Genomic DNA, 14,613 nt, shown 5'->3' with positions numbered 1-14,613 from the left:
GGATGGCCCATGCCCCCCGTAGAAAGCGGTCCCGACTGGGCCGCCATCGCCGCCCTGATCGCGCTCGCTGCCCTGATCGTGGCCATCCTGGCCTGGCGGGCAGCGAAAACCCAGGCCGCGATGGCCGAGAGCCAGGCGGCCGACGCTCGCAGGTCCGCCGACGCAGCCAATGAACAGGTCGCCCTCGGCAAGGACCAGCTTGACGTCGCACTGCGTCAGCTAGAGCTGGAGCAACAGGTACGCCGCGAGCAGCAAGAGCCGTACATCGTCGTCGACATCCAGCCGTCGGCCTTCGTCAGCAAAGCATTCCTGATCGTGATCGAGAACATCGGGCCGACCGTGGCCAGGAACGTCCAGATCAAGTTCGATCCGGAGATCGAGCGGTTCATGGACACCGATGGCATGGGCATATTCGTCCTGGCCGAGTCCTTCCTCTTCAAGAACGGGATCCCGGCCATGCCCCCGGGACGCCGTATCGAATTGCTCTTCGATTTCGGGTACAAGCGGCTGAACTCCGACCTGCCCAAGGAGTACACCGTGACGGTGGACTGCGAAGGGCCGGGCGGCCGGCCGGTCGAGACGATGACATACAAGATCGACCTCCGGATCTACGAAGGCACCGAGCAGCTCACCGTGAAGAACATGCACGACGGCGTGAAGGCGCTGGAGAACGTCACGGACGAACTCGCCGGGATCAGGAAGCTGCTGCCATACGAAAGAGCCAATCCGACTCCTCGCCGCGCCAATCCCAATCTCTAGATTCACAGGGAGGTCGGCATGCAAGTCGACGCAGGAGACACCGCCGCATGGGTCAGCATCATCGTGGCCTTGGCATTCTCGACCATCGCCCTTGGGGTCTCGCTGGTCTCGCTGAAGTATCAGCGGGAGGCCGCCAAGGCCGCGAAGCGCGCAGTCGACGAGGCAGCGCGATCCGCTGACGCCTCCGAACGCTCCGCCGAGGCCGGCGCCCGGTCCGCCACCGCAGCCGAACAGGTTGCCGAGATCGAAGCACTCCGGGACATGCGGCCCACGGTGAACTGGGATTTATCAAAGTCCGTCGGGCATGGCTATGTGTTACGCAACACCGGGACTGAGATCGCCACTGGGGTGACCGTGGACAACTCCAGCAGGACGATGACGAATGCTCCTGAAAATGCGGTTATTCCGCCGGGAGCTTCGGTGAAGTTCGTGATGGAGGGGTCGTTGGCCCGGTCAACCCCACATGAGATCTTGGTTTCATGGGACGGCGCGGCAGAGCCCGCTGTCATCCCCGTACCGACTCGGCAACGCAGCGCCTGAAATGGTGGTGGCCCCGTCTCGCCCTTCACGAGACGGGGCCACCGTTCCCTGCTCCACCCCTCAGAAGAGCAGGGCCGTCAGCCCGCGCGCCGCGTTCAACGCGCGGGCTGCCCGGCCGGACGCGGGGATGCGCCGGCCGGGAGGATCAGTGCAGCCGGCCGAAGCGCCCCGGCGGTTCGAGGTGGCGATTGAACGCCATCACCAGGAAGTGCATTCGGACGGCTTCGACTAGTTCCTGGTCGCCCTTGGCGAGCCGTAGCGCCTTGCCGGTGAGCTGGAAATCCTGCGGCTGTCCGGCGTCGAACGCAGCCTGTGCGGCGGCGGCAAGGCGGTCGTACTCGGAGGTCACGGCTCGCTCATCTCCGCCCACTCCTCGTCGGTCACCCGGGCCACGCCGAGGGCGTCGGCCGCGTGGTCGAGGTCTTCCCGGGCGAGCTTCCAGCGGCGGGCGAGGGCGACGGCCAGCTCCTGCGGGCTCATGCTGACTCGCGGTGGTTGGCCTGGACTCTGCGGACCGTGTCGACGATCCGGGTGAGCGCGGCCTCGACGTCCAACGTGACCTGTGTGCCGTCCGGCCAGTAGCGGACTGGGGGTGTCTGCGCGGGCGTAGCTTCGCGGCTGCTGCCGGGCTTATCGTGGGCCATGGTTCGGACCTCCATCGTCCGATCAAGGGCCGTCACGACGTTCTCAGCGTCGGGGCGGCCCGTTACGTTGTGCGACCTAGGAAGGACTGTACGTCCTACTCGTACAGCTCGTACAGCCTGTGCAATACGGACCGTATGCGCAGGTCATTCAGCCTGTCCGTAACGCGTGACCCATGACGGTCGACCAGCTCAACCCGGAGCCATTGTGGGAGCAGCTCGCCGAGATCCTGCGTCAGCGGATCCGTGCCGGCGAGCTCAAACCGCGCCAGGTGCTCCCCTCCGAATCGCACCTACAGGACGAGCACGGCGTCAGCCGCGGCACCGTGCGCCGAGCCATGCAGGCGCTCGGCAAGCAGGGATGGACGGTCACGATCCAAGGCCGCGGAACCTACGTCGCCGAGCGGGATTCCTGGCCGGCGGAATGACCCGGGGCCGGGCAGTCCCACGACTGTCCGGCCCCGGGCCGAGCGGTTCAGGTAGTGCGCCTCACGCCGCGACCTCGACGAGCTGGCCGAGGTACGCCTGAAGCTTGCGTGCCCGGTCGGTGCCGACCGACATCCGCGTCTTGATCGTTCGGACGCTCGGCACCTCCCCCTCGGTCACGTCGGCGAGGAAGTGGGACAGGGCGAGCGGGTACAGCGGATCGTCGGACTCAGGTACATAGGGCGGCTGTACCTCGACCCCCGGCTCGTCGACGGGCGCCCCGCCGGCTTCCCGCTGATCGGCCGAGCCGTTCGAGTCGATGAGCTGCAGAGGTACAGCAGGTACGCGTACCTCATCGCCGAACAGCGACGCGATCAGCCGGTCGGCCTCACGCTCGAAGTCGTCGACGGCGCCCGGCTCGACGTCCTCGACGAGCCGCTCGTCGACGACCGGGGCGGGTACGTTCCCGCGCCGGATCATCCCCATCAGCAGCTCATACGACAGCACCAGGGCGACGGCCGGCCACGCCGCGACGATCGCCCCGACCGGGCCGTGAGCCCACCCTGTCGCGACGTTCGCGGCGAGGGTGGCCAGGATGCCCAGGCCGAGCGTCCACCGCGCCAGAGCGGGCACAGGAAGACCTCGGCGGGCCGCGTCGAGCAGAACCATGGAGCTGGCGAAGATCGCGCCGTCGATCGTCAACGGCACCAGGTACGCGGTCAGGCCCGACTCGCCGTTCGCGGTGACGACTTCGAGCGCGTGCCGGTAGGAGACGACCGCAGCGACCGCGGCGAGCAGGACAACCACGGCGGTCGTGAAGAAGCGGATCACCACGTCACCGCCTTCGCCTGGCCGGGCCCCTTCGAGCCGTGCGTCAGGGCCGCGCCGAACTCCGCGTAGGTCTGCACGGTCAGCAGGGCGAGGATGTCGCCGAGCGCCCCGGCCGCGGGCAACGGAATGTCGAGCGAGTCGTTGACCGCCCACGTCGAGCCGTACAGGACGCGCAGGACGGGCGTCTGCAGGGCGCCGGCCACCTGTGCCTGCATGTACCGGATCTCGACCACGTTCCGCTCAAGGTCGAAGTCAGCGACGAACGCGGTATGCACCACGTCAACGTCCGCGGACAGGACGGGGGTAGCGGCGTGGTCGTTGCGGCACCACGGCAAGTGGCAGGCCGGGTGCCAGGTGGGCGGCTGGTTGGGTACGGTCGGTTCCACGATCTCGCTCCTGCTTCGATCAGGGGATGGGGTCCAGGCCCCGGACCGGTGTTCGCGCACCGGCCCGGGGCCGTTCTGCTATCAGGAACGGGCGCCCGCGCGGGCGGCCGTGATGAGGGTCTGAAGGTGTTCGACGAGGCGCTCGGCCTCGGTCAGGAAGAGCTCAGTCTCGGCGTCGCACTCCACGCCCTCGTACAGCCCCAGGGAGAGCCGAAGAGCCCCGCCGGGGAACTGGAGGAGCCGGGCGACCACCTCGACGCCCTCGGCCGCCTCAGGGGCCGCCACGGTGATGAGCTCCCCCTCGTGCTCGACGTCGACACCGTTGCCGTGGTCGGCTCGACACCACGCTGGGCACGCCGAGCAGGAAGGAGCGGCCGGCGCCCACTCGCCGCCCGCAGGCCGGGACACGACGACCGCGTCCACCACGCCGCCCTGCCGGTGCTGCACGTCCCGCAGCTCGGCGAGCATGCCGACGGCGTCCGTGCCGGTGTAGGTGCGGATCTGGGGGCCGTTGCCGTGGTCGACGGTGCCACGCACCCCGTACTCCCGGCCGTGGTCGGCACACTCGAACAACTGGCCACGCTCACCGGTCCCCGCGGGAACCATGGGGGCGTCGGTGGCGCTGCAGCGGATGCAGGCGACGCCGTCGAGCTGGTCGCCGGTCAGGCGGATGATGTCGGCCGGCGGCGCGGCGGGGAGTTCCTGGCGCTCGACAACCTTGACCGGCTGGAGCTTCAGACAGGAGCGGCACGAGACCGGCGCGGAGACGACCTCCACGCCGTCAGCAGCCACACGGGCCGGGCAGAGGGAGCGGCCGTCGGCGGTGGCCACATGGACGGTGCCGGTGGAACGGGTCCGCAGGTTCACGGGGGAAGTGGCGCCCTCGACGGTGAGGGTCGTACGCTTGCTCACTGGATCTACTTCCTGTTAGCGCAGGTGGTGATCAAGGGCTCGTTCCGGTGTTAGCGCACCGGGCGGGCCCGTCTTCGTACTTCTAAGTGAGCCCTAGCTTGCTCTTCGCCAGGTCGAACACGCTTCCGCGTTTGGGCAGGCTGGCGGGGAACAGGCTGACGGTGATCCGCGCGTCGGGCCACCCGTAGCGGCTGTTGACCACCGCCGAGCGGACCCGGTCGCGCGCCTCGCTCAGCGCGGTGTCCAGCATGCCGATGAGGTGCAGGCCGGCCATTCCGGAGCCGACGTCGGCCTCGACGTCGACGGGGTGGCCGGTCACTCCGACCAGCGCGATGCAGCGCGTGCGTGCGACGGCCACTCACGCCACCCCCCAGGCGGGGCGGATGATCCAGGACAGTCCGGGAGGCATCTAGCACACCCCCCGCTCGTGGCGGATGACGAGGTCTCCGGCGAACCGCTCCAGGGCGATGACGTCGATGCGGACGGAGTCGAACCGCTCACGCCGCTCGGCCAGCCATCTGCCCGTGAGCCTGCGCAGGCGGGCGAGCTTCACCACGGTCACCGCCTCGAAGGCGGTCCCGTGGGTGCGGCCGGAGCGGGTCTTCACCTCCACCACGACGAGCGCCCGCCCCTCGCGGGCGACCACGTCGATCTCACCGTCCGGGCATCGCCAGTTGCGATCCAGGATCTGCATGCCGTGCGCCAGCAGATAGTCGACGGCGACCTGTTCGCCGTGCCTGCCGAGCTCGTCCTTCGCGGCCATGGAACCACCTCCGGTTCCCGACCTTCGCTCAGCTCACCCCGGCCTCAGAGGGCCGAACCCGATTCTGTGGACATCCGTTCAGGCACGGCCCGCGGCTGTGGAGAACACCTCAGTTCGAGAACCCCTCCTTGGGCATCTCCAGGTCGGGCTTGGCCAGCTCCTCGACGTTGACGTCCTTGAAGGTGACGACGCGGACGTTCTTCACGAACCTCGCCGGGCGGTACATGTCCCAGACCCAGGCGTCCTGCATCTTCACGTCGAAGAACACGTCACCGTTCTCGGCCGTACGGACGTCCAGGTCGACGGAGTTGGTCAGATAGAAGCGCCGCTCGGTCTCGACGACGTAGGTGAACAACCCGACGACGTCGCGGTACTCACGGTAAAGCTGCAGCTCCATCTCGGTTTCGTATTTCTCGAGATCCTCTGCGCTCATACCGGTCCTCCTGATCGCACGCCTTCCCGGCCCGCCTGATCAGGCGAGACCGGCCCCCACTTCATTCTCACTCATCACCTCACCCGGCCCGGACCGCGCCACCGTCGCGAACGAGAATCGGTGGGCCGGACACGGGCCGTACGTCTCGAGTGCCCTGCGATGACCCACGGTGCCATACCCCTTGTGCACGGCGAAACCGTACTCGGGATGACGGTCACCGAGCGCGGTCATCATCCTGTCGCGTGTCACCTTCGCCACGATCGAGGCGGCCGCGACGCAGGCCGCGACCTGGTCCCCCTTCCAGACGCCGAGTGACGGCACGGGCAGGCCCGGGACGGGGAACCCGTCGGTCAGCACATAACCGAGGTCACAGGACAACCGGGCGACGGCCCTGCGCATTCCCTCGATGTTGGATCTGTGCAGGCCGCGCGCGTCGATCTCGGCCGGCTCGATCACCACCACGCTCACCGCCCCCGCGGTCGCGGTGATCCGCTCGTAGAGCGATTCACGCCGGGCGGCGGTGAGCAGCTTGGAGTCACTCAGACCGTCGATCCGGCGGCCGAGCACGACCGCGGCGACCACCAGCGGCCCGGCACAGGCGCCCCGGCCGGCCTCGTCGACTCCGGCCACGGGCCCCAGCCCGCGGCGCGCGAGAGCCCGCTCGTAGCCGTACAGTCCCGAATCCCGCCGGACCACGCTCGGCGTGGGGCGAAACGCAACCGTCATGGCACCACGGCAGACATAGCGACCATGAGCAGAGAGTACGCCCGATCCGGATCGTTCGGTACCGCTATCTCACCTCAGCGGAGCTCTCCCTATTCCGACCTGGATCCCGCCCCGGTGAAGATCTCCGGCTTGGCGAACATCTCCGGCGTCGACAGGACGCCCGCGCGGGAGAGCGGCCAGTAGATCGCGAAGGCCCGGCCGATCACGTCGTCCTCGGAGACGGTGCCCTCCCCCTCCATCTCCTGATGGTTGCGCGAGTCGCCGGAGGCCGAGCGGTGGTCGCCCATGACCCAGAGCCGCCCCTCCGGCACGACCTTCTCGAACTTGTCGCCCGAGGCGAAGTCGTCGGGATGCAGGTAGGCCCGCTCGTCGAGCGGGACCCCGTTGACGGTGATCCGGTTCTGGGCGTCACAGCACTTCACGGTGTCGCCGCCGACCGCGATGACCCGCTTGATGGTGTCACCGCCCGGCCAGCCCTCGAAGACCACCACGTCTCCGCGCTCGGTCTCGCCGTGCAGTTTGTTGACGACCACGCGGTCGCCCTCCCGCAGGGTGTTCTCCATCGACTCCGACGGGATCCGGAAGGTCGGGAAGACGAAGGCCTGCAGCAGCAGCGCCACCACCACGCCGGAGACGAGCAGGGTGATCGTCTCGCGCAGGCCGCCCTTGCCGGACGGCTTCCCTTTCCCGGCGTCCGCGGGCTTGCTCTCGTTCCCGGCGTCCGCGGGCTTGCTCTCGGGTTCCACAGTCATGAGGTACGGCTACCGCCTTGAGTTCCGGCGACGACGCCACATCACCAGCGGCACGGCCCCCGCGAGACCGCCGACGAGCGGGGTTGCCTCCGTCAGGGCGACGGCCGCCTTGAGTGCGGGCTGCTGGAAGGTGTCGGGGATGGGGAGGATCTTCGCCCTGGAGAACGGCCACACGATCACGAAGGCACGGCCGATCACCTTGTCCACCGGGATCGTGCCGTTACCCGGGTCGCCCTTGTGGGAGCGGGAGTCGAGGGAGACCGAACGGTGGTCGCCCATGACCCACAGGCGGCCCTGCGGGACCTTGACCTCGAAGGGCTCACCGGACGGCTCGTCACCCGGATAGAGGTAGCCCTTCTCGTCGAGGGGGACCCCGTTGACCGTGACCCGGCCCTGGGCGTCACAGCACTTCACGGTGTCGCCGGCGACGCCGATGACCCGCTTGATGTAGTCCTTCTCGCCGGGGACCACGCCGAACGCGGTGCCGATCCAGCGGAAGAACGCGGAGACCGGGTTGGACGGCTCCTCGAACCGGACCTCGCCGTCCCAGGAGTCGACGCCGGAGAAGACCACGACGTCGCCGCGCTCGATGTCACGGACCCGGTAGACGAGCTTGTTCACCAGGACCCGGTCGTTCGTCAGAAGGGTGTTCTCCATCGACTCCGACGGGATGTAGAACGCCTGGATCACGAAGGTCTTGATTATCAGCGCGAGGACCAGTGCCACGACGACCAGGACCGGGAGCTCTTTCCAGAAGGAGCCCTTCTTCTTGCCCTTGCCGTCCGTGGCGGTCTTCTGGGTGTCTTCGGCGACCACGTCCACCTCGTCCTCGACAGGTCGACGCGAGGCTGCGCCGTACTCCCGGTCTTCGCTAGTCATCGTTGACGAGCCTAGATGATGGCCGGCACCGACCGGCTGCCTGCCGGGTCACCATGGCTATGCGTCTTTCCCATAGGAGGTCAAACCTCCTTGCACGCGACTGGCCCGCACCCGGGGAGGGGGCGGGCCAGGACGGCATGACGCGAGGGGCTCTAGCGGGCTTCGCGCTTCTCGCGGATACGGGCGGCCTTGCCGCGCAGGTCACGCATGTAGTAGAGCTTGGCGCGGCGGACGTCGCCACGGGTCACCAGGGTGATCTTCTCGATGACCGGGCTGTGCACCGGGAAGGTCCGCTCGACGCCGACGCTGTAGCTGACCTTGCGGACGGTGAAGGTCTCGCGGGCGCCACTGCCCTGGCGACGCAGGACGAAGCCCTTGAAGACCTGGACACGGGAGCGGGTGCCCTCGATCACGCGGACGTGAACTTCGAGGGTGTCACCGGGACGGAAGTCCGGGACGTCGCTGCGGAGCGTGGCCTTCTCGAGCTCGGTGATCAGCGTGTGCATGGCAGTGGTACCTCATTTACGCGAGCACCCGGAGGTCCACCCGGCCGCGATGGGCGGCGTCGTGATGGACACGCGTGCTGAATTGGACGGTGTCTTGGGAGTCAGGCCCATCTGCCCGACAGCGCACGCCAACCAGAGGACAGTCGGCGGCAACGCTTCAGTCTGCCATATTTTCGCGACCGACCGGAAATCAACCTGTCAGAGCAGGCCGGTGAAGCGGTCCGAAGGGCCGGGGAACGGCGGGGACTCCCCCGCCGCGGCCGCCCCGGTCAGGCGGGGAAGCCGAGCTCCGACAGGAGCTTCCGGTCGTGCTTGTCCAGCGTCTCGGGATCGAGTGCGGCCAGCAGTTCGAGACGGTTCCTCGCGGTACGGCGGAGCGCCTCGTCCCGCCGCCACCGGGCGATCTTGCCGTGGTGCCCGGAGAGCAGGATCTCCGGAACCTCGTGTCCCCGCCACTCGGGCGGCTTGGTGTAGACCGGCCCCTCCAGGAGGTTCTCCATCGCCCCCGGGGCGAACGAGTCGTCCACGGCCGAGTTGGCGTTGCCGAGCACGCCGGGCAGCAGCCGGCCGACGGCCTCCACCATCACCAGCACGGCCACCTCTCCGCCGGCGAGCACGTAGTCGCCGACGCTGACCTCGTCCACGCGCATGCGCGAGCCGTACTCGGCCATGACCCGGGAGTCGATGCCCTCGTAGCGGGCCGGGGTGAACAGCAGCCACGGCTCGGCGGCGTACTCCATGGCCAGCTTCTGGGTGAAGGGCACCCCGCTGGGGGTCGGCACGATGATCCTGGGCTGCGCGGCGGGGTCGGCGGCGAGGACGGTGTCGATCGCCTCACCCCACGGCTCCGGCTTCATGACCATGCCGGGCCCGCCCCCGTAGGGGGTGTCGTCCACCGTGCGGTGCACGTCGTGGGCCCAGTCGCGGAGCTGGTGGAGGTGGATGTCGAGGATGCCGCGCTCACGGGCCTTGCCGATGAGGGAGACGTCGAGCGGGGCGAAGTATTCGGGGAAGATCGAGATGACGTCGACGCGCATGTCAGACGATCTCGTCCGGGTCGAGCAGGCCGGCGGGCCCGTCCACGACGAGGACGCCCTTGTCCAGGTCGACCACGGGGACCAGCGCCTTCACGAACGGCACGTAGACCTCGGCGCCGCCCCGCCGTACGACGAGCAGGTCCTGACCGTGGTGGAGGACGTCGGAGACCTCCCCGACCCGCTCGCCGTCGGGGGTGAGCACGGCGAGGCCGATGAGCTGGTGGTCGTAGAACTCGTCGGGGTCGTCGGAGGGCGGGATGTCCGCCGAGTCGATGACGAGCGTGGTGCCGCGGAGGTCCTCGGCACGGTTGCGGTCGTTGACGCCCTCGAACCTGACCAGCAGGACCCCGGAGTGCCAGCGCCGGGACTCGATGACGAGCGGACCGGCCGACGCGGGGTCGGTGGCGACGGCCGTCCCGGGGGCGAAACGCCGCTCCGGATCGTCGGTGCGCACCTCCACGGACACGTCGCCGCGGAGTCCGTGCGGGCGGCCGATCCGGCCTATGACAAGCTGCACGCCCGCCTCCCAAAGTAGTCGTGTGTGGCAGAAAGCAAACGGGTCACCCACAGCTGTGGGTGACCCGTTCACTCGATGAATCTCGTGTCGGCTAGCGGGCCTCGTTCAGGTCGAGCAGATCGACCCGAACGTATTTGCCGTCGCCCAGGGCGTTCACGACAGTGCGCAACGCCTTGGCCGTGCGGCCACCACGGCCGATGACCTTGCCCAGGTCCTCGGGGTGGACCCGGACCTCAAGCACACGCCCGCTGCGGATGCGGCGAGCGTGAACCTGGACCTCGTCGGGATGCTCGACGATGCCCTTCACCAGGTGCTCGAGGGCCTCCTCGAGCACCTCAGGCCTCGCCTTCCGGCTTCTCCTCCGCAACCGGCTCAGCCGGGGTCTCAGCGGCGGGCTCGTCGGCCTTCACGGGCTTCTTGGCCGACTTCTTCGCCGTGGTGGCGGCGGCGTCCAGGGACAGCGCCTCCTTGGCCGCGGCCTCGTAGGCGGCGTGACGGTCGGCCTTGGGCTCGGCGACCTTGAGCGGAGCCGGAGCCGGCTCGCCCTTGAACTTCTGCCAGTCACCGGTGAGCTTGAGGAGCTTCAGCACGGGCTCGGTCGGCTGCGCGCCGACACCCAGCCAGTAGGCCGCCCGCTCGGCATCGATCTCGATGCGCGAGGGGTTCTCCTTCGGGTGGTACAGGCCGATCTCTTCGATCGCCCGGCCGTCACGCTTGGTGCGGCTGTCGGCGATGACGACGCGGTACTGCGGGTTGCGGATCATGCCGAGCCGCTTGAGCTTGATCTTGACTGCCACTGGTGTGGTCTCTCCTGCATTAGAGCGTGGGCGAGCGGCGTCTCATCGAGTGGGGCACGAGGAGAGGACCGTTCATAGGGACAGGCGTGGCACGCGGGGGTGAGAGGGCACCCACGTGGTCACGATGTTCCAACATGTCATTGTGCCAGACGTATGGGAGTGCCCGGCCAAACAACCTCCATCTCGTACGGCCCGCAGAGGGCAAATCTCGGTAATCCCCGTGTGTCCGAGGTGCTGGGCGGCTCGCCCTGCTGCGCTAATTGGCCGCCGTGGCAACCACCCTGAGGTCCCTGCTGTTGACCGCGACCGGTTCCGTCGCCGTTCTGGGCGCCGTGCTCGCCATGAGAGCGACCGCCGCCACGGGCGAGTTCGTCCTGGTCAGAGGTGTCGAACTGGAGATCCGTGGCATCCCCGCCCTTGGGCAGGAGGCGTTCACCGGCAGCTGGGGCCGCGCCTCCATGGGCTCCTCGGGCGGTGAGGACGGCGGGGACTGGGACGATCCCGACGGCGTGCGGGCCTTCGTCTCGCTGGCGGGCAGGCAGCTCCGGGCGAGGGTCGCCGCACCGGTCTCGTGGGAGGCCGGCGGCCGGTTCAGGGTCAGGCACCTCAGGCTCAACCCCCGGGCCGGCCTGCCGTTGCTGGTCACCGGCACGGTGCGGACCGGCGTCAGCTGGCGGCCGTCCGGTCCGGTGGGCTCCTCGGTCGTGGCCGCCCCCGGCTCCGTGGCCGTGCTGGGCCAGCCGGTCGAGGCCGGGACGACGAGCATCCCGGCGACGGGCGTCCAGCTCGGCTATCCCGGGGTGACGACTGCGGTTCTGACCGTCGTCAGAACCGACGTCCGGAAGACCTCCCCGCACACCGGAGGCGGGCCCCGGGCCGCCGAGGCCGGGATGACCCTCGCCATCAGCGGGCGCATGGTCGGCGCCTCGGGCGACGTCGTCTACGACGGACCGCTCGCCGAGGTGACCCTGGGCGGGGCCAGCGTCGACTGCGCCCCGGACGCCGCGAGGCGGGAGCCGGGCCTCACCCCGTCCCCGGCGCCCGCCCCCACCCCGTCCGGGGCGCCTGCCTCAGCGCCGCCCACCACAGGCGGCCCGGACGGCACGCCGATGTTCGCCGACTCGCTGCTGGGCATGCTGGCCGTACCGGCCGACTGTTCACGGCCTTCGGCCTGACCGCTCCCGCCCGCGGCCCCGCATGACCGGACCCCCGGGAGGGAGCCCGCGAGGCGGAGGGCGGGCGGCGGGACTTCACAGGACGCGGAGGCGCCGGCGACGGAACAGGGCCGGGGTGACCGGGGCAGGGGTGACCGGGACAGGACAGAGCGGGGGCGGCGGATCCGTCCGCCACCCCCGCTCTCCACGCCCTATCCGGGCCGCACTCCCAGCAGCTCCAGCGCCGCCACGGCGATGAAGCCCACCATGATGGCCAGCCAGACCCACCGGGCCCGCCCGTGGAACCTGTCGTCGCTCACTTCTGCCCGGGAAACTTGAACTTCGAGGGGTCGAAGCCCGGCGGCAGCTCAAGGCCGGGCGGGAGCTGACCGGCTCCCAGGTTGCCGAGAGCGCCTCCCGTGCTCGCGGGGGCGTCGGCCGGACCGGAGGAACCCTTGCCCAGCGCCGCCTTGCGCGGGTCACCGCTGACCCGCCGCCCCTTGGCCGACTTCTTCTGCGCGGCCTTGTTCGCCTTGCGCCCGCCGGGCATGCCGGGGATGCCCATCCCGCCGGCCATCCTCTTCATCATCTTCTGCGCGTCGAAGAAGCGGGTGACCAGGCCGTTCACCTCGGTCACCGTCACCCCGGAGCCCTTGGCGATGCGGGCCCGGCGAGAGCCGTCGATCATCTTGGGGTTCTGGCGCTCGCCCGGGGTCATCGAGCGGATGATGGCGGCGATGCGGTCCAGGTCGCGGTCGTCGACCTGGTTGATCTGCTCGCGCATCTGCCCCATGCCGGGCATCATGCCGAGCAGGTTCTTGATGGGGCCCATCTTCTGGACCATCATCATCTGCTCGAGGAAGTCCTCCAGCGTGAAGCCCTCACCCGAGGCGAGCTTGCCCGCCATCTTGGCGGCTTCCTGCTCGTCGAAGGTCTTCTGGGCCTGCTCGATCAGGGTGAGGATGTCACCCATGTCGAGGATGCGGGAGGCCATCCGGTCCGGGTGGAAGGCGTCGAAGTCCTCGAGCTTCTCACCGGTGGACGCGAACATGATCGGCTTGCCGGTGATGTGGCGGACCGACAGGGCCGCGCCACCCCGGGCGTCACCGTCGAGCTTGGTGAGCACGACGCCGTCGAAGCCGACGCCCTCCATGAAGGCCTGGGCCGTGGAGACGGCGTCCTGGCCGATCATGGCGTCGACGACGAACAGGACCTCGTCGGGCGACACCGCGTCGCGGATGTCCGCGGCCTGCTTCATCAGCTCCTGGTCGATGCCCAGGCGGCCGGCGGTGTCGATGATGACGATGTCGTGCTGCTGCCGCCTGGCGTGGTCGATCGACTGGCGTGCCACCTCGATGGGGTCGCCGACGCCGTTGCCGGGCTCGGGCGCGTAGACCGCGACCCCCGCCCGCTCGGCCATGACCTGGAGCTGTTGGACCGCGTTGGGACGCTGAAGGTCGGCGGCGACCAGCATGGGCGCGTGGTTCTGGTCACGCAGCCAGCGGGCGAGCTTGCCGGCCAGGGTGGTCTTGCCGGCACCCTGGAGACCCGCGAGCATGATGACGGTCGGCGGGTTCTTCGCATAGCGGAGCCGCCGGGTCTCGCCGCCGAGGATCTCGATCAGCTCGTCGTTGACGATCTTGACGACCTGCTGCGCCGGGTTCAGCGCCTGGGAGACCTCGACGCCGCGGGCGCGCTCCTTGACCTGCGCGACGAACGTCTTGACCACGGGCAGCGCGACGTCAGCCTCGAGCAGCGCGATGCGGATCTCGCGGCAGGTCGCGTCGATGTCGGCCTCGGACAGCCGACCCTTGGAACGGAGGGAGGAGAAGACCGATGTGAGCCGGTCGGAAAGCGTCTCGAACACGTGATTGGCCAGCCTCTGCGCTACAGGTCTGCGACTCGACCCCCCAGCCTATCCGTTGGGAGGCGTGACTAACGCCCCGACGGTCGGCGCCCCCACCCGGGAACGCCTGCCCGCGTGGTCAGCGCCCCCAGCCGGGAACGGCCATCCGCATGGTCAGCGCGTGCTCCACCAGCGTGATGAGCGTGGCCTTCACCGCGTCGCGCGAGCGCGCGTCGGTCCGTGAGATCGGGATGTGCGGCGCCAGCGTCAGCGCCTCCCGCACCTCTTCCTCACCGTGCAGATAGGTCCCGTCCCAGCCGTTGACCGCGACCACGAAGGGGAGCTTGGCCTCCTCGAAGTAGTCGATCGCCGGGAAGCTGTCGGCCAGCCGCCGGGTGTCGACCAGCACGATCGCGCCGATCGCGCCGCGCACGAGGTCGTCCCACATGAACCAGAACCGGTGCTGGCCGGGCGTGCCGAACAGGTAGAGGATCAGGTCCCGGTCCAGCGATACACGGCCGAAGTCCATCGCGACCGTGGTGGTGGTCTTGTTCGGGGTGAGACCGAGGTCGTCGATGCCGGCGCTGGCGTCGGTCATCACCGCCTCCGTGGTCAGGGGGAGGATCTCCGACACCGCCCCCACGAACGTGGTCTTACCCACACCGAATCCACCGGCGACGACGATCTTCGTCGATGTCAGGCCGCCGC

22 protein-coding genes and 1 pseudogene are annotated in these 14,613 nt (G+C 69.2%); 4 read left to right on the top strand and 19 right to left on the bottom strand.

The window, feature by feature from the left end; translation table 11 throughout:
* The first annotated feature begins 9 nt into the window (after positions 1 to 9).
* Together SROS_RS45795 and SROS_RS08895 are read left to right on the top strand one after the other, a co-directional pair.
* Positions 10 to 759, top strand: a complete 750-nt coding sequence (locus tag SROS_RS45795) for a hypothetical protein (protein ID WP_012888579.1) — start codon at positions 10 to 12, stop codon at positions 757 to 759.
* Positions 760 to 777: 18 nt separating this feature from the next.
* Entirely contained in the window at positions 778 to 1,299 is a 522-nt protein-coding gene (locus SROS_RS08895) for a hypothetical protein (protein WP_012888578.1), read from the top strand.
* 145 nt (positions 1,300 to 1,444) lie between these two features.
* Here the strand turns inward: SROS_RS08895 and SROS_RS08890 are convergent, their stop codons facing one another.
* Genes SROS_RS08890 through SROS_RS50830 form a run of 3 tightly spaced genes read right to left on the bottom strand, consistent with a single transcriptional unit; the run spans position 1,445 to position 1,943 of the window.
* Entirely contained in the window at positions 1,445 to 1,648 is a 204-nt protein-coding gene (locus SROS_RS08890; protein WP_012888577.1) for a hypothetical protein, read from the bottom strand.
* The gene (locus SROS_RS53810; protein WP_012888576.1) at positions 1,645 to 1,779 is read right to left on the bottom strand and encodes a hypothetical protein; all 135 of its coding nucleotides are present in this window, start codon (positions 1,777 to 1,779) and stop codon (positions 1,645 to 1,647) included. Before SROS_RS53810 ends, SROS_RS08890 begins: the two co-directional genes overlap by 4 nt.
* The gene (locus SROS_RS50830; protein WP_012888575.1) at positions 1,776 to 1,943 is read right to left on the bottom strand and encodes a hypothetical protein; all 168 of its coding nucleotides are present in this window, start codon (positions 1,941 to 1,943) and stop codon (positions 1,776 to 1,778) included. Before SROS_RS50830 ends, SROS_RS53810 begins: the two co-directional genes overlap by 4 nt.
* A 173-nt stretch (positions 1,944 to 2,116) precedes the next feature.
* On the opposite strand from SROS_RS50830, the gene SROS_RS08880 reads away from it, so the two are divergent.
* Positions 2,117 to 2,368, top strand: coding sequence for a GntR family transcriptional regulator (locus tag SROS_RS08880; protein WP_012888574.1), 252 nt, complete (start codon positions 2,117 to 2,119; stop codon positions 2,366 to 2,368).
* Between the two features lie 61 nt (positions 2,369 to 2,429).
* Here the strand turns inward: SROS_RS08880 and SROS_RS45790 are convergent, their stop codons facing one another.
* The 14 genes and pseudogenes from SROS_RS45790 to rpsP all read right to left on the bottom strand — a co-directional run bounded on the left by SROS_RS45790 (position 2,430) and on the right by rpsP (position 10,905).
* Positions 2,430 to 3,200, bottom strand: a complete 771-nt coding sequence (locus tag SROS_RS45790) for a DUF2637 domain-containing protein (RefSeq protein WP_012888573.1) — start codon at positions 3,198 to 3,200, stop codon at positions 2,430 to 2,432.
* Positions 3,194 to 3,583 carry a hypothetical protein gene (locus tag SROS_RS08870; protein WP_012888572.1) on the bottom strand — a complete coding sequence of 130 codons (390 nt, stop codon included), beginning with the start codon at positions 3,581 to 3,583 and terminating at the stop codon, positions 3,194 to 3,196. The genes SROS_RS45790 and SROS_RS08870 overlap by 7 nt, the downstream gene beginning before the upstream one ends.
* Positions 3,584 to 3,664: 81 nt before the next feature.
* On the bottom strand, positions 3,665 to 4,495 hold the full coding sequence (locus SROS_RS08865; RefSeq protein ID WP_012888571.1) for a DUF6907 domain-containing protein: 831 nt from the start codon (positions 4,493 to 4,495) through the stop codon (positions 3,665 to 3,667).
* A 106-nt stretch (positions 4,496 to 4,601) separates the two neighbouring features.
* A pseudogene (locus SROS_RS08860) lies at positions 4,602 to 4,853 on the bottom strand (magnesium chelatase domain-containing protein); the annotation flags it as partial.
* 51 nt (positions 4,854 to 4,904) lie between these two features.
* Positions 4,905 to 5,258, bottom strand: a complete 354-nt coding sequence (locus SROS_RS08855; protein ID WP_012888570.1) for a YraN family protein — start codon at positions 5,256 to 5,258, stop codon at positions 4,905 to 4,907.
* Positions 5,259 to 5,367: 109 nt separating this feature from the next.
* Entirely contained in the window at positions 5,368 to 5,691 is a 324-nt protein-coding gene (locus tag SROS_RS08850) for a DUF2469 domain-containing protein (RefSeq protein WP_012888569.1), read from the bottom strand.
* A 39-nt stretch (positions 5,692 to 5,730) separates the two neighbouring features.
* Positions 5,731 to 6,417, bottom strand: a complete 687-nt coding sequence (locus SROS_RS08845; protein WP_012888568.1) for a ribonuclease HII — start codon at positions 6,415 to 6,417, stop codon at positions 5,731 to 5,733.
* A gap of 89 nt (positions 6,418 to 6,506) precedes the next feature.
* A complete protein-coding gene (gene lepB / locus SROS_RS08840; protein ID WP_012888567.1) occupies positions 6,507 to 7,169 on the bottom strand; it encodes a signal peptidase I in 663 nt (220 codons plus the stop codon).
* A 9-nt stretch (positions 7,170 to 7,178) separates the two neighbouring features.
* Positions 7,179 to 8,048, bottom strand: a complete 870-nt coding sequence (gene lepB / locus SROS_RS08835) for a signal peptidase I (protein ID WP_012888566.1) — start codon at positions 8,046 to 8,048, stop codon at positions 7,179 to 7,181.
* Positions 8,049 to 8,200: 152 nt separating this feature from the next.
* The gene (rplS, locus tag SROS_RS08830; RefSeq protein ID WP_012888565.1) at positions 8,201 to 8,554 is read right to left on the bottom strand and encodes a 50S ribosomal protein L19; all 354 of its coding nucleotides are present in this window, start codon (positions 8,552 to 8,554) and stop codon (positions 8,201 to 8,203) included.
* Positions 8,555 to 8,823: 269 nt separating this feature from the next.
* Positions 8,824 to 9,591 (bottom strand): tRNA (guanosine(37)-N1)-methyltransferase TrmD, encoded by a 768-nt coding sequence (trmD, locus tag SROS_RS08825; protein ID WP_012888564.1) that lies wholly within the window; start codon positions 9,589 to 9,591, stop codon positions 8,824 to 8,826.
* Position 9,592: 1 nt separating this feature from the next.
* Complete coding sequence (gene rimM, locus SROS_RS08820) at positions 9,593 to 10,108, bottom strand: ribosome maturation factor RimM (protein WP_012888563.1); 516 nt, start codon at positions 10,106 to 10,108, stop codon at positions 9,593 to 9,595.
* A gap of 91 nt (positions 10,109 to 10,199) precedes the next feature.
* Positions 10,200 to 10,442: an RNA-binding protein gene (locus tag SROS_RS08815; RefSeq protein ID WP_012888562.1), complete on the bottom strand. Its 243-nt coding sequence runs from the start codon at positions 10,440 to 10,442 to the stop codon at positions 10,200 to 10,202.
* 1 nt (position 10,443) lies between these two features.
* Entirely contained in the window at positions 10,444 to 10,905 is a 462-nt protein-coding gene (rpsP, locus tag SROS_RS08810; protein WP_012888561.1) for a 30S ribosomal protein S16, read from the bottom strand.
* Positions 10,906 to 11,174: 269 nt separating this feature from the next.
* On the opposite strand from rpsP, the gene SROS_RS08805 reads away from it, so the two are divergent.
* Positions 11,175 to 12,080, top strand: coding sequence for a hypothetical protein (locus SROS_RS08805; RefSeq protein WP_012888560.1), 906 nt, complete (start codon positions 11,175 to 11,177; stop codon positions 12,078 to 12,080).
* A 295-nt stretch (positions 12,081 to 12,375) separates the two neighbouring features.
* Here SROS_RS08805 and ffh read toward each other — a convergent pair whose 3' ends face one another.
* Both ffh and SROS_RS08795 read right to left on the bottom strand, forming a co-directional pair.
* Complete coding sequence (gene ffh, locus SROS_RS08800; RefSeq protein ID WP_012888559.1) at positions 12,376 to 13,926, bottom strand: signal recognition particle protein; 1,551 nt, start codon at positions 13,924 to 13,926, stop codon at positions 12,376 to 12,378.
* A gap of 118 nt (positions 13,927 to 14,044) precedes the next feature.
* Positions 14,045 to 14,605 (bottom strand): GTP-binding protein, encoded by a 561-nt coding sequence (locus SROS_RS08795; RefSeq protein ID WP_031158879.1) that lies wholly within the window; start codon positions 14,603 to 14,605, stop codon positions 14,045 to 14,047.
* Between the last annotated feature and the right edge of the window lie 8 nt (positions 14,606 to 14,613).

It is taken from the genome of Streptosporangium roseum DSM 43021 (assembly GCF_000024865.1).
Lineage (GTDB): Bacteria > Actinomycetota > Actinomycetes > Streptosporangiales > Streptosporangiaceae > Streptosporangium > Streptosporangium roseum.
Note: the sequence above shows the minus strand (reverse complement) of the source record. Positions and strands in the feature narration are given on the sequence as shown.